Origin of the sequence: Dactylosporangium sp. McL0621 (genome assembly GCF_049995355.1) — a bacterium.
GTDB lineage: Bacteria > Actinomycetota > Actinomycetes > Mycobacteriales > Micromonosporaceae > Dactylosporangium.
In genome coordinates, this window is record NZ_CP188259.1 from 8147162 (window position 1) to 8161012 (window position 13851).

6 protein-coding genes and 1 pseudogene are annotated in these 13851 nt (G+C 76.4%); 1 reads left to right on the plus strand and 6 read right to left on the minus strand.

Annotated features, from left to right (window positions below; genetic code table 11):
• Window positions 1-31: 31 nt before the first annotated feature.
• Window positions 32-3229 (minus strand): NACHT domain-containing protein, encoded by a 3198-nt coding sequence (locus ACPPVO_RS38520; RefSeq protein ID WP_426503493.1) that lies wholly within the window; start codon window positions 3227-3229, stop codon window positions 32-34.
• Between the two features lie 52 nt (window positions 3230-3281).
• The gene (locus ACPPVO_RS38525; protein ID WP_426514777.1) at window positions 3282-3824 is read right to left on the minus strand and encodes a CGNR zinc finger domain-containing protein; all 543 of its coding nucleotides are present in this window, start codon (window positions 3822-3824) and stop codon (window positions 3282-3284) included.
• A gap of 39 nt (window positions 3825-3863) precedes the next feature.
• Between ACPPVO_RS38525 and ACPPVO_RS38530 the strand changes: the two genes are divergently transcribed.
• On the plus strand, window positions 3864-4967 hold the full coding sequence (locus tag ACPPVO_RS38530) for an EamA family transporter (RefSeq protein WP_426503494.1): 1104 nt from the start codon (window positions 3864-3866) through the stop codon (window positions 4965-4967).
• Here the strand turns inward: ACPPVO_RS38530 and ACPPVO_RS38535 are convergent.
• The 4 genes and pseudogenes from ACPPVO_RS38535 to ACPPVO_RS38550 form a co-directional block, all read right to left on the minus strand.
• Window positions 4896-5624: pseudogene (locus tag ACPPVO_RS38535) on the minus strand (dioxygenase); the annotation flags it as partial. The gene ACPPVO_RS38530 and the pseudogene ACPPVO_RS38535 overlap by 72 nt on opposite strands.
• Window positions 5625-6128: 504 nt before the next feature.
• Window positions 6129-12038 (minus strand): CHAT domain-containing protein, encoded by a 5910-nt coding sequence (locus ACPPVO_RS38540; protein ID WP_426503495.1) that lies wholly within the window; start codon window positions 12036-12038, stop codon window positions 6129-6131.
• Entirely contained in the window at window positions 12025-13515 is a 1491-nt protein-coding gene (locus ACPPVO_RS38545) for a CATRA conflict system CASPASE/TPR repeat-associated protein (RefSeq protein ID WP_426503496.1), read from the minus strand. The genes ACPPVO_RS38540 and ACPPVO_RS38545 overlap by 14 nt, the downstream gene beginning before the upstream one ends.
• Window positions 13512-13835, minus strand: a complete 324-nt coding sequence (locus ACPPVO_RS38550; protein ID WP_426503497.1) for a CATRA system-associated protein — start codon at window positions 13833-13835, stop codon at window positions 13512-13514. The genes ACPPVO_RS38545 and ACPPVO_RS38550 overlap by 4 nt, the downstream gene beginning before the upstream one ends.
• Window positions 13836-13851 lie beyond the last annotated feature (16 nt).

A 13851-nucleotide genomic window follows, 5' to 3' on the forward strand; every position in this document is an offset into this window, starting at 1 on the left:
CCGCGCCGTCGATTGAACGCCGGATGAACGTTCAGCTATCGGCCTGAAGGAACAGCCGGGCCCGTGCCACGAGGCGGCGATCCTCGGGCGCCGGCTGGTCCAGGTAGACGTCCGGCGGGGCCTCGTCGCTCAGGCCCAGCTCGCGCAGGCCGACCCAGACCCGCAGCCGGAGCATCGGCGTGCGCGCCATCCGGGTCAGGATGCCGCGCAGCCTATCGCCGGCGTCATCGTGGACCAGGGCCGCGAGGGCGGCGTCGATCAGCCGCGCGGAGGAGGAGTCCGGCAGGACGACCGGTTCTCGGCACAGGATCTCCAGCCAGTCGGCCACGGCCGCCGGTGGGAGCCGCGCGGCATCCTCGGCCAGCCGCGACGCGGCGACCGTCGCCAGGTTGGTCAGCGCACCCTGATCGAATGGCGGCCAGCCCCACTCGATCGCCCGGAAGATCGATTGGTAGGCGGTGAAGACCTCGATCAATTCGTAGCCGAGCCAGGTCTGCAGGAGGCTGTGGGCGACGGACTCGGCGTGGTCCGGCCGCCCCACCACGTTGACGACGGTGTCGCCGATGCGGTGCAGGACCGGCTCCAGCGCGTGCGTGACCAGGTCGGCGTGCTCGTCGCACAGCAGCGCGGCCTCCCGGGTCAGCACCGCCCAGCCCCCGATTCCCCAGCCGCGCCGCCCCCGCTGCTCGTCGGACGGCGCCCGGGAAAAGGTCCAGTGCAGGTCGAGCGGCCCCGCCGGCCGGGCCTCGCCGGCGCCGTCGAGTTCCAGCACCAGGTCGCGCTCGTCGCCCCGCCACTCGCGGTGGACCCGGGTGCCGAACACGACCCCGTACCACTCCTCGGCCGCCAGCGTGGACTGCCACAGCAGGACGTGCCGGCGCCAGGCGTCGACCGGGTGGTCCGCGCCGAACAGCTCGGCGGCGGGCACCCGGCCGCCGTACACGGCCGCGAGCAGGACCAGGTTGAGGCCGTAGCGGGCGTACCGGCCCGGCGCCGGGAAGTGTGCCGGGGCGTACGCGGCGAACCGGTGGTCGTCGCGCTCGTCGAGGCGGTGGAAGAGCACGACGGCCAGCCGCCGCAGCGCGGCCCGCTCCTCCTCCGGCGCCCGCGCGGCGATCTGCGACAGGAAGGTGATCACCGCGCCGCGGTTGGTCAGCGGGGCGAACGACAGCAGCGCGTGCAGCAGCCCGTCCTGGCAACGGGCGGCGCCGAGCAGCGAGCCGACGGACGCGGCCTCCTGCCGGGCCAGGTCGGCGAGGACCTGGTGCACCAGCCGGGCGACCAGGTACTCGCCGAACGTGGCGTGCAGGAACTCGTACGTCTCGGCGCGGCTCCCGTCGCGCACGGCCTGGGCCCGCTGGATGAAGAAGAACCGGCCGACCACCGTGTCGGCGCGCCCGAGCGCGGCCCGGAACCCGGCCGCGGCCGCCCGGGGCGGCTCGGGCAGCAGGGCGGCGAGGTCCGCGTCCAGCTCGGCGGTGGTCGTCCACTGGCGGCCCCGGTTGTACGTGGCGAAGGCGGTGACGGCCAGGCGCAGCAGCTCCGCGTCGACGTGCCGGGCCAGCTCGGCGGCGGAGGCGTGGTCGCGATCCTTGCGGACCTCCCGCTCGGCGAACGTGCGCAGCAGCCGGTCGTACAGCCCCGCCTGGTCGAGCACGCGTACGCCGTGCTGCAGCGCGTTGCCGTCCATGTCGTAGATCGCCAGCAGCAGCAACAGCAGCGGCTGCCCGGCGAGGTCGGGCTGCTGCAGGGCGATCGCGGGCGGCAGCGGGTCGAGCCCGAGCGCGGCGAGGTGGGCGGCGTTGGCGGCGTTCCAGATGGCCAGCCACTGTTCGACCTGCTCGGCCCGGAACGGCTCCAGGCGCACCACCCGGCACCCGTGCGGGATCCGCGCCCGGTCGGCCACGGCGACGCGGCTGGTCACCAGGACCGCCACCGGCCGGCCCTGGTCGGCCTCGCGCTGCTGGAACTTCACGATCCGGGTGAGGTAGTCCGACTGGCTCACCCCGGTCGCCTGCAGCAGCTCGTCGAAGCCGTCGAGCAGCACCACCGGCAGGGCGTCGCCCGCCGACCGCACCAGGTCGGGCCAGCTCAGCGCCTCGCCGGTCGCGGCCCGCACGGCGTGCTCGATCTGGTCCTGCAGCTCCGCGTCCGCCGGCACGTCGCGCAGCTCGACCCGGACGGGCAGGAAGTCCGGCGCCGGCAGCCGGGCCGCCAGGACCCGGGTCAGCACCGACTTCCCGGCCCCGGGCTGGCCCAGCACGAGCAGCGGCAGCTCGGTGGCGGCCGGCTCGGTGAGCAGCCCGGCCAGCGCCACGGACAGGTCGCGGCGCACCTCGGCCGGCTCCCACCAGCCCTCGGCGGCCGGGGTCCCCTCGTGCTCGGCCGAGCGGAGCCGGAAGTCGGGGTCGAGGTACCCGGCGTCGAGCGTGGGGATGCTCAGGCCGGGTTCGGGGTGGCCCTCGGTCAGGATCGGCCGGTCGAGGGCGGCCCGGTAGGCCCGGGCCAGGGCGGCCCGGCGCTGGTCGGGCGCGCGGCCCTCGGACACCGCGCGCAGGCTCCGCTCGAGCTCGGCCAGCGACCGGCGCGCCTCGCCGAGCTGGGCGCGGGTGGCGCGGTGCTCCTGCTGGTTGCTCCAGAACGCGAACTCGGGGATGTCGGCGGCGAGCCGCCGGTACAGGATCTCGTAGCGCGCGACGGCCCGGTCCGGCACTCCCTCCAGGGTCTGCAGCAGCTCACGGCGCTGCCGGTCGTCGAGGCGGTCCCACACCGCCAGGCCGGGAACGGTGCGGGCAAGGTCCTCCGCCGGCGCGCCGTACCACCGCCGCAGCTCCGACGTCACGTCCTCGGCCGAGCGGTGGGGCGCGGGGAGCAACGCCTCCGCCCGCAGCAGCATGCCGGTGAAACCGACCTCGACATCGAGATCCAGGTCGTCGACGGCCTCGAGGAACGCGGTCACCACGATGACGGCGTGGGCGGCGTGCAGGCGCTCGGTGCGGTCGAGCCGGGAGTAGCCGCGAAGCCGGTCCCGCAGCGAGCCGACGATCTCGTGGCCGAGCCGGATCCCCTCCCCCTTGGCGTCGAACAGGCCCAGCGCGAGCTCGCTGCCGCCCGCGGTCGCCACCAGCAGCAGTCCGCCGAGCGCCCGGTCGAACGCCGCCACGGCCGGGCTGTCGCCGCCGAGCAGCGCGACCGCCTCGGCGTAGGTCATCTTCCTGCGCAGGGCCACGCGTCAATCGAACCGTGGCCGTGGCGGTTCCGGCAACGGCTGTCCGGGAGAACTACCGCTCGGAGGCCTTGCGGGCGCGGTACGCGGCCACGTTCTGCCGGTTGCCGCAGCCCGACTCGCAGAAGCGGCGCGAGCGGTTCTTCGACAGGTCCACCAGCACGTCGGCGCAGTCCTCCGCGGCGCACACGCGCAGGCGGTCGAGCTCCCCGAGCCGGATCACGTCGACCATCGCCATCGCGAACTCGACCATCAGCCGCACCGCGAAGGGCTCGGCCGCGTCGGTGGCGTGCAGGTGGTAGTCCCAGCCGTCGTGCCGCACCAGCTGGGGCAGGGCGCGGCCCTCGCGGAGCATGGCGTTGACCAGCTCGACGGCCGTGTCCTCGTCGGTGCCCCAGACCGCCCGCAGCCGGGGCCGCAGCGCGCGGACGGCCTCGAGCTCCTCGCGGTTGTGGCGGAGGACGCCGGTGTACCGGTTCCGCCCGATCCACGCGTCGAGCGCGGCGACGTCGGGCAGCAGCTCGCCGTCGTCGGCCGAGTCGGTGTTGATGAGAGCCGCGGTCGACGTGAGCGTGGCCTCGGTGTCATGAGCAAAAATCTTCTTGACTCCTTACCGGCGCGGGCCTACGTTGCAGTCATGAGCATAACGCGGTTTGCCCATGACAGACGAGGGCGCGGGGCGGCCGGTTTCGGCCTGGCCGTGCTCGGCTCGGCCATGTTCGGCACGTCGGGCGTGTTCGCCGACGCGCTCATGGCCACGGGCTGGACGCCGGGCGCCCTGGTCACCTTCCGGATCGCGATCGCCGCGCTCGTGCTCACCCCGTTCGCGCTGTTCTCACTGCGGGGGCGGATGCGGCTGCTGCGCACGGCGCTGGGCGAGGTGGTCGCGTTCGGCGCGGTCGCGGTCGCCGGGTGCCAGCTGTTCTTCTTCAACGCGGTCGAGCGCCTCGACGTGGGCGTCGCGCTGCTGCTGGAGTACGGCGGCATCCTGCTCGTGGTGGCCTGGGCCTGGCTGCGCCACGGGCAGCGGCCGCGCCGGCTCACCGTCGCCGGGGGCGCCGCGGCGCTGGGCGGCCTCGTGCTGGTGCTCGACCCGGCCGGGGGCGGCCTCGACCCGATCGGCGTGCTGTGGGGCATCCTGGCGGGCACCGGTCTGGCGGTGTACTTCGTGATGGCCTCCCGCGGCGAGGGCGCCCTGCCCCCGATCGCCCTGGCCTGGGCCGGCATGGTCGTCGGCGCCCTCGGCCTCGCGGTCTTCGACGTCACCGGCCTGCTGCCGTTCCGCACGAGCACCGCCGACGTCACCCTGCTGGACCGCCAGCTGCCCTGGCCGGTGCCGATCGCCGGGCTGGCCGTCATCGCCGCCGCGCTCGCGTACGCCACCAGCATCGCCGCCACCCGCCTGCTCGGCGCGCGGGTCGCCTCGTTCACCGGCCTGCTCGAGGTCCTCTTCGCCGTGCTGTTCGCCTGGCTCGCGCTGGGCCAGCGCCCCGGCGCCTGGCAGCTAGCCGGCGGGGTGGTCGTGCTGGCCGGGATCGCGCTCGTCCGCGCGGACGACGATCGGGAAGTCCACCCGGACGAAGGGGTTCGCCAGGCCGTACCGCTCGGCGAGGCCGGCATCGTCGACCGTCTCGAACTCGCGGACGAGGCTCTCCTTGACCCCGAAGACCGCATCGGAGTCCAGGTAGGGCGACCCGGCGACGAACACGTGCGTGGTGAGGGTGCGCACGCCGGGCGCTGAGACCTCGACGTGGATGTGGGCCGCGCGGTACGGGTGCCGCGCGGTCGCCCCGAGCAGCCGCCCGACCGGCCCGTCGGTCGGGATCGGATAAAACCGCGGAACGATCGTGCGGAACCAGAAGCGCCCGTCCGCGCCGGCGGTGAACAATCCCCGGAGATTCTGCGGCGCTACCGTATCGGGCCTTTGCACGTCGTAGAAGCCATCGGCATCGGCCTGCCACACGTCCACCCGGGCCCCGGCCACGGGCCGCCCCTCGGTGTCGAAGACGCCGCCGGTGACCAGACAGGGCTCCCCGTCACCGGCGAGCGCGATACTGTCCCCGAGCGCCCGCGGCGGCGACGCGACGAGGTGGAACGGCCCCTCGACGGTGGTCTCGGTGCTGCCGTCCACCGACGGGTTGGCGAGGCTCTCGACGAGCATCGACACCCCGAGCACGTCGGAGAGCAGAATGAACTCCTGCCGGGTGGCGTCGCAGCGCTGCCCGGTGTCGGTCAGGAACCGGACGCCGGCCGCCCACTCCTCCCCGGTGAGCCCGACGTCCTTGACGAACGCGTGCGCGTGACGGACGAGCGACGTGAGGATCTCCCGGAGCCGCGGGTCCGGAGCCCCGGCAAAACTCCCGGCAACGACGTCGGCAGAGTGCTCCTCGTCGAACATGGCGGCAGCCTACTGTTCTTCTGGCTCGCTGCGCTCGCGGTGGGGGAGCTACGCTCCACCCACACCCCAGCTGAATTCCTGGCTCGCTGCGCTCGCGGTGGGGGAGCTACGCTCCACCCACACCCCCTCAAGATCTGCGCCGGCGCGCTCTGGCACCAAAGGGTGCGCCGGTTTCGGGGGCGCCGAGCTCACGCCCGCGGCGGTCGAACAGGATCAGCTGGTCGGCGCCGGTGGCGCAGCACTCCGGCAGTGGATCAGGCTCCTCCGAGGCCGGCCTCGCCGCTCTGGCTCATCGCTGCATCGGCCGTCACCGCCGGCCGCTCGGCGGCCCGCGAGCCTGCGCTCGCCGGCTGATCGGCCAGCAGACCGCGCAGATCCGGCTCGACCGGCCCGGACCCCCGATCGTCGCGGTGACGGTCGGGGGTCCTGCGGCGAGGAACAACCACACTCACCGTTGCCGCGCGACGGCTCCCGCCGGCTCGGTTCGCGGGCGCCGTCCGGACGCTACTGGCCGGCCAGTACGAAGCCGGCCCAGAAGTACGGGTCGGCAAAGGGGCCGGGCTCGTCGCCGGACGGGGCGGCGGGCGGTGCGCCGATGAGCAGGGCCGCCAGTTCGGCCGTGCCCAGGCGGATCAGCCAGTGCTGGGCGGCGCGCAGGGCCGCGGCCGGGCGCAGTGGTGCGGTCCCCGCGGCGCCGAGCAGGTGCGTGTAGAAGCGGTGCATGAGCAGCGCCGTCGGTAGGTCGGCGACCGGCCAGAGGGTGCCGACGACGGCGGCCGCTCCGGCGCGCAGGAAGCCCGCCGGTAGGCCCAGGGCCTCGTCGGGCAGGCGCAGGACGTTGCTGATCGCGGTCTGGCAGGCCGACGCCACGACCAGGCGGGCGTCGCGCAGCAGCTGGCCGTCGAGCAGCTCGCGCAGGGTCAGCTCGTCGCCGCCGGCCAGGACCAGGGCCGAGGCGAGCGGGTCGGCGAGGTCGTAGCCGCCGTGGCAGGCGAAGTGCACGTGCGTCGCGCCGGGCAGGGCCGCGCGGACCGCGGGGGCGGTGGCGGCGTCGCCGTACAACACGCGGCTCTGCGGTGGGAACAGGGCGGCGATGTCGGCCAGCTCGCCGCCGGCGAAGGGCAGGTCGCCCGTCGGGTCGCCGACGCCGGCCAGCACGGCCGTGGCCGGCTCGGCCGCCCTGGTGTTCGCCAGCATCCAGGCCGACGGGGTGTAGGCCACGGCGTGGTCGTCGAGCAGGCAGCGGCGGCCGTGCGGGGTGTCGTAGCGGGCGGCATGCAGGGGCAGCACGCCGAGCCGCCCCGCGGCGACGATCGCGACGCCGTCCGCCGGCACGCCCGCGAGGGCGGCCGCGACCGGTGCCATGAGCCGCTCGCCGAGGTCGTCGAGGAGGCGGGCCAGAGCGCCCCGCAACTGCTCGCCGCCGCGCAGCTGGGCCGCCAGGAAGCCGTCCGGGCCGAACAGCAGCTCGTCGAGGCCGTCGAGGGTGAGACCCGGGGCGGCGTGGTCCCGCACGGCCAGGTCGCCGTCCGCGGTGCGGTGGGCCAGCAGCACGATCGTGCCGTCGTGGGCCGGCAGCAGGTACACCAGCGGCCGCCCGGCCTCGACGGCCCGCTCGATGTCGCCGAGGCCCGGCAGGTCCAGGAACCGCTCGTACCCCGCCAGCCGCTGGATGCGCACGAGCTGCGCGTCGAGCGCGGCCCGGGCCCGCCCCGCCTCGGACAGCGTGTCGCCGCCGGCCGCCCGCCGTTCCAGGGCCTCGGCCGCGCTCACCTGGGCCGCGGCCGCGCGGAAGCCGGCGGCCAGGCCCGGATGGTCCAGGGCGAGGCGGTCCAGGTCGGCGGCGTCACGGGCGACGCTCTCCCCGAGCCACCGGGCCCGGCCCCGCTCCAGCGCGACGGCGGCGTCGGCGGGGCGCCCGGCCGCGACGAGGGCGCGCACCCCGATCCGGACCAGCCGCCGCCCGTGCTCGAGCTCGGCCGAGCGGGAAGCGCGCAGCAGCGCGGCGGAGTAGCCGGCCTCGGCGGCGGCGATGCCGGTCTCGAAGGCGCGCACGCTCTCGGCCCACCAGCCGAGCGCCCCGTACGCCTCGGCGAGCTCGGTGGCGGCGTCGCGGATGCCGGCCGTCATGTCGTGGCCGGCCAGGATCACCAGCGCGGTCTCGAGGTGGCGGACCGCCTCGGTCAGGTGCCGGTCGCGCGCGGCCGGGTCGCGGCCGGCCTGCGCGATCCGGGCCCCGGCGAGGCTCACCCGCGCGCGGCCCTCCTCGATGCTGTGTCCCTGTCCGGCGTACCGCGCCAGAACGGCCTCGGCATGCTCGGCGCTGCGCTCCGGCCGGCCCAGGCTCAGCTCACAGACGGCCAGGTACTCCTGGACCCGGGCCCAGTCGACCGGGAAGCGGTCCCGGTCGTAGACCTCCAGCGCGGCGCTGAAGTGCGCCAGGGCCGCCTGCGGGTCGGACGGCCGCCCGCCGACGCCGTCCGCGTCCATGGCGAGGAGGCCCTGGCTGTTGCGGATGCGGGCCCACTGGTAGGCGTCGGTGTCGCGGGTGAAGACGGTCAGCGCCGCGGTGAACGCCGCGCCGGCGAGCTCGGCGGTACGGCGGGGGTCGTCGCCGTACGCCTGGCTGTAGGCGTTGCCGAGGCTCACCTGGGCCAGTGCCCAGTCCCGAGGGTGCCGCTCGCGGGTGAACACGTCCAGCTCGGCCTCGAAGTGCCCGACCGCGACGCGCAGGTTGTCCTCCCGGCCGCCGCGCAGCCGGTTGGTGAACGCGATCCCGAGCTGGTGGTGCGCGTTGGCCCCGGCCGGCTCGGTGGCCGGCAGGTGTTCCAGGGCGGTGCGGTACGCGGCGATCGCCGCCTCCATGTTCTCGGCCCGGCCGCCGGTGACCTGGTCGAGCAGCACGTTGCCGAGCAGGAAGTGCACCATGCCGGCCTCGTCCGGGCGGGCGTCGGCCCCGAGCGCCTCGACCGCCGCCCGGCAGCAGGCGATGGCCCGCTCGGCGTCGCCCTCGTCGGGCCGCCCGTACGCCGCCCGCCGGCTGAGCGCCGCCCCGAGCTGGGCGCTCGCCCCGGCCCACGCAGTCGTGCCCGGCTCGCACAGCGCGAGCTGCCGCTGCGCCGCGGCGACGGCCCGGTCACGGTTGTCGGCCGCGTCGCCGTGGATGCGCTCGCCGTACAGCTCGCGGATCATGCCCAGCGCGAGCACGTGCATCGGCCGGTCGTCGTGCCCGGCGGCCTCGCGGGCGATGGCCTCGGCGACGCCGAGCGCCTCGTCCTGCGCGTCGGCGTCGCCCTGGCGCATGAGCGCCAGGACCAGGGTGGTGCCGGCCTGCAGCCACCATTCGTAGTCCGTGGCCGGGTCGATGCGCGTGGCGAAGATGCGCAGCCGGGCGACGCGCTCCGCCTCCAGCCGCGGGTCGTCGAGCGGCTCCTGCAGGTCGCCGAGCGAGACCTCGACCCCCTCGGCCTCGGGGCCGGCGAGGGCGGCCAGCTCGTCGATCGCGTCGAGCATCTCGGCGGGGGCGATCCGGCGGGCCCGTTGCAGCGCCTCGGCGCGATGGTGGGGGTCCTTGCTCAGCTCGGCGAACGCGGTCGCCATGAAGGCCCGGGCGGCCACCCAGGCCGGCGCCTCCCGCTTGTCGCCCAGCCGGTCGAGGAGGCCGGCGACCAGGTCGAGCCGGGCCCAGTGGGCCGCCGTGCGGGTGCTCGGCTCCGGGTACTCCTGGAGGGTCCCGACGAGGTACCGCAGCCCCTGCCGCCACATCGGGTCGCCGGGCTCGGCCGGGTCCATCGCGGCGGTGAGCACCGCAAAGGCCCGGTCCAGGTCGGCCGGGTCGGCGATGCGGCCGAACCGGGTGATGTGGGCGCGGGCCAGGTCGAGGGCCACGGTCCGGCGGTCCCCGGGCTCGTCGGTGAGGTCGTACATCAGCCGGAAGCCGTCGACCAGGCGCCCCAGCGAGCCGGCGTCCGGGTGTGCGCCGTAGGCCGCGTGGTAGACGCGGGTCGCGGCCGTGGCCAGGGTCCGGCGCACCGCGCGGTCGACCGCGGCGAAGTTGGGGTTGTCGAGCACGGCGTGCCAGTTCCGCACCGCCTCGTCGAGGTCGGCCGGGCGGCTCGTGCGCGTGTACCGCTCCAGCGCCGCCTCGGCCCGGTGGTAGGGCACCAGCGCGTACTCCGGCGTCGTGAACCGGGCCGGCGGGCCGAGCAGCGACCGCGGTACACCATCGTCCTGGGCCGCCTCCGGGTCCGGCGGTCCGGGGCGGTCCGGCGCGGGCCGGTCCGGCGGCTCGTCGCCGGCCGGCACCGGCCCCTCGGCGGGCGGCGCCGCGATGCCCGCGAGCGCCGCGGCGACGTCGCCACCGGCCCAGGCCCGCGCCGAGGCCTGCCGCAGCGCGACCGTCAGCCAGCGGTCCAGGTCGGTGACCGGCGCGCCGGTGCGCTCCCGCGCCCGCAGCGCCGGCGCGAGCAGGACCAGCAGGTGGTTGGTGAGCACGTGCGGGAGCGTGGCGGCGGTGGCCGGGGTCCGCTCGGCGGCCGCGCGGGTGAGCTCGGCGGCGCGGCGGATATCGGCGTCGTCGCCGCCGTTCATGTACCGGTCGCGCAGGGCGAGGCCCATCGACGTCCACAGCGCGAAGGCGCCGCGCTGGTCCGGGCTCGCGGCGGCCAGGACCTCCTCCAGCAGCGCGATCGCCCGGTCGAGGTCGTCCGGGCGGCCGCGGTGCTTGGCCCGCAGCCGCAGCACGGCGGCGAGGCCGCTGACCCGGTTCCCGCGCGCCGGGTCGCCGGGTCCGGTCGCCGCGACGATGCGGCCGAAGGCGGTGACGCCCTCGTCGAGGTCCTCGGGGCGCCGCGTGTGCTGGTACCGCTCCAGCAGCGCGTTGCCGAGGTTCGTCAGCGCGGCCGGCACCACGATCGCGTCGCCCTGCACCTCGACCGCCCGGCGCAGCACCTCGACCGACGTGTCGAGGTCGCGGATGTCGCCGGCGCGCAGGAACCGCTGCCGCAGCGCGCTGCCGAGGACGTCGAGGGCGTACGGCTCCTGCGGGTGACCGGCGCCGGTGCGGGCCAGGGCCGCGCGGGCCAGCCGGATCGCCTCGTCGAGGTCGGCCTCGGCCCCGCGCTCCTCGAACCGCGTCACCAGCATCGACGCCTGGTTGAGCAGCACGTCGACCTCGGGCGAGCCGGTGCCGGCGGCGTCGGCGGCCAGCCCGAAGGCCCGGTTCGCGGCGTCCAGCAGGCCGGGGTCGGTGCGGGCCTGCAGCATCGCCATGACGGTCTGGCCCAGCGCGTCGGCGAGGCGGCGCCGGTCGGGGTCGGCGGCGGGCCGTGCGGCGATCGCGTCGGCGGCCGCCGCGACCGAGGCCCGGGCCGCCGCCGGGTCGCCGCCGCGGCGGAAGTCGTCGAGGTCGGCCGTGGCCAGGTGGATCAGGCCGATGATGTGCTGCTCGGCGTTGTGGCCGGCGAGCCGCGGCAGGGCCGCGGCGACCAGTTCCCGCGCCTCGGCCGGGGCGCCGGGCCCGCCGGTCCGCAGCAGGACGCCGGCGAGCTCGACCATGATCGAGGGCCGGCGGGGGTCGGCCGGGTCGCTCAGCGCGAGGTACCGCCGGTAGTGCTCGACCGCCTCCGGCCGGTGCTCGACCTCGCCGGTGGCCCGCTCCCAGAGCTGCAGCGTGCCCGCGAGGTTGCCCGAGAGCGCGGCCGCGAAGTCGCGGTCGTCCTCGTCGAGGGCGTCGAGCAGCGTCCGGTACAGCAGCAGCCCGATCGCGAGATCGCCGGTCCCGCCGGTGCGGTGGTACCGCTGCACGAACCCCGCCGCCACGTCGTGCAGCGCGAACCGGGCCGGCTCGGTGTCCCAGACGCGCCGCACCAGTGCGAGCTTGCGCAGCATCTGCAGGTCCGGGTCGCCGGGGCCGTCGCCGCCACCGGCCGCACCGCCCAGCGCGGCGACGGTCCGGGCCACGCCCGCGTGCCGTGCGCAGTGCAACAACAGCCGGCGGTACTCCACGTCGACCAGCCGGGCCAGGTCGCCATCGGCGGCGGCGCGGCCGACCATCTGCGTCAGGCGCTCGCCGGTGGCGCCGGACAGCAGCCACGGGTGCTCCCGGACCAGTCCGGCCAGGTGCTCCGGCTCGAGGCCGGCGATCACCGCGAGCCAGCCGCGGAAGTCCTTCGGCTCCTCGGGGTCGATCCGCCCGCGGGCCAGCGCGAGGGCCGCGTCGTACCCGTCGGCGCCCAGTTTCGCGAGGACCGCCGCGTGCCGCCGGAGGTACCCGGCCATCCCGTCGTTGCCCTCGCTCTCGGCGCGCGCGGCGCTGTCGGCGAACCACGCGGCCGGGGGTGCGGGCGAGCTCAGCGCCTCCTCCCAGGTGGGCGCCTCGAGGTACCGCTGCAGCAGCTCTTCATCGCCGGTCATCGGCACGCCCTTTCCGCCGTCGGTAGGCCAGCGCCGCACCGGCGGCGACGATCGCGGCCCCCACCGCGGTGGCGACGCTCGCCCAGGGCGGGGCCGGCCCGCCGCGGACCAGCCAGGCGCCGGTGACCGCGGTCCAGCCGGCCGCCCCGGCGGTCAGGGCGAGCAGCAGCACACCCAGCGGCGCCCACCCGGGCGGCACGCGGCCCGCCCGGCCGACCTGGAGCACCGCGGAGGGCAGCCACATCGCCAGGGCGGTCAGCAGCAGGATCAGCGGCCCCATCAGCGGCCTGGGCAGGTCGACGGCGTAGTTCAGGCTCTGTACCGCCGCCAGCGCGACGAGCAGCCCGCCGATGATCGAGGTCTGCATCAGGGTGCGGCCGTCGTCGCGGGCGCGCAGGCCGGTGTCGACGACGGCGGTCACGGTCCCGAGCAGCGCCCCGGCCCGCGCGGTCGCGGCGTCGAGGTACGTCTCCTCGCTGCGCAGCTGCCCGGCCGTCCAGCCGGCGATCCGGCGGTCGTCGCCGATCGGCCCGCCGTCGCCCTCGTAGACCGGCGGGGGCAGCACCGCGGCGAGGTTGGCCTGGGCCGTCTCGACGGTCCGGGCCAGGGTGCGTACCCGGGCCAGCGAGTCGACGAGCCCGTCGGCCCGCGTCTGCAGGTCGGTGAGGCGGGTCGCGGCGGCCAGGAGCCGGTCGGACCCGCGGTCCGAGCCGAGCACGCCGCTGAGGGCCGCGCTCTCCTCGTTCGCCGCGGCCAGGTTCCGGCGCAGCGCGGGCAGTTCACGCACCAGGACGGCGCGTTCGTACCGCAGCTTCGCGGCGTGCAGCAGATAGAGCGCGAACGGCGGCAGCCCGGGCCCGTCGTCGAGCCACACCCACCGGTCGACCGCGTCCTCGGCCCGCTCGGGCGCGAGCACCAGCAGCCGCCGCCCGGTGCCGTCGCCGCCGCCCGGCGACACGTCCCACGCGGTGATCCCGGCGGGGAACCCGCACGCGGTCCCCGGCCAGCCCCGCTCGCCGCCCGGGACGAGGCCGCGCAGCCGCCGCCCGAGCGCGACGGCGGCCCCGTGCGTGGTGGGCGCGTCGCGGTCGCCGAGCAGCCCGAGGTACACGGTGGCCTGTCCGATCGCATCGTCCGGGCGGGCCGCCGGCTCGAGGGCGGCCCACTCGGCGTCGTCGCGGTTGGGGGCCCGCATGAGGGCGAGGCCGATCACGTCGTGCAGCTGGTACGCGTACGCCTGCTCCACCTGCGGGCCCGCCCCGGCGCCGCGCGCGCCGAGGACCCGCAGCCGCCCGGGATGGTCGAACGGCACCGCCGCCCGCAGCTGCGCCGGGTGCGGCTCGATCTCCTCGGTCAGCCCGAGCCGCCCGGCCGCGGCCCAGGCGGCGTGCAGGCCGGCCGGGAGGTCGCCGCCGGGTCCCGCGGTCCAGTACGTCAGGCTCAGCACCGCCGGCCGCCGGACCAACGGCGCCGTCACGCCGGCTCGGCGTGGTCGGGCTCGGCCGGCTCGGTCGTCAGCCGGTGCACCAGGTCGTTGATCAGCGACCGGGTCTCCTCGTCGGCCCCGTGCGCGGCCGGGTCACCCAGGCCGGCGTCGATCCGCCGCCCGATCCGTACCGCACCGCCGTACTCGGCCAGGCGCGCCGCCTCCCGCCCGGCCCGGCCGTCGTCGCCGGCGCGGACGGCCTCGCCCAGCGCGGCCAGCGTGGCGTTGACCGCGGACCACTCGTCGTCGGCCAGCGACCACGTGGCGACCGAGGCCAGCAGGGGGCGGATCAGGCGATTCGACAGCGGCACCAGGAACGCTCCGATC

Coding starts and splice junctions, on each gene's coding strand:
- ACPPVO_RS38530 (WP_426503494.1), top strand. CDS start 3,864: ATGAGCATAACGCGGTTTGCCCATGACAGACGAGGGCGCGGGGCGGCC.
- ACPPVO_RS38540 (WP_426503495.1), bottom strand. CDS start 12,038: ATGACCGGCGATGAAGAGCTGCTGCAGCGGTACCTCGAGGCGCCCACC.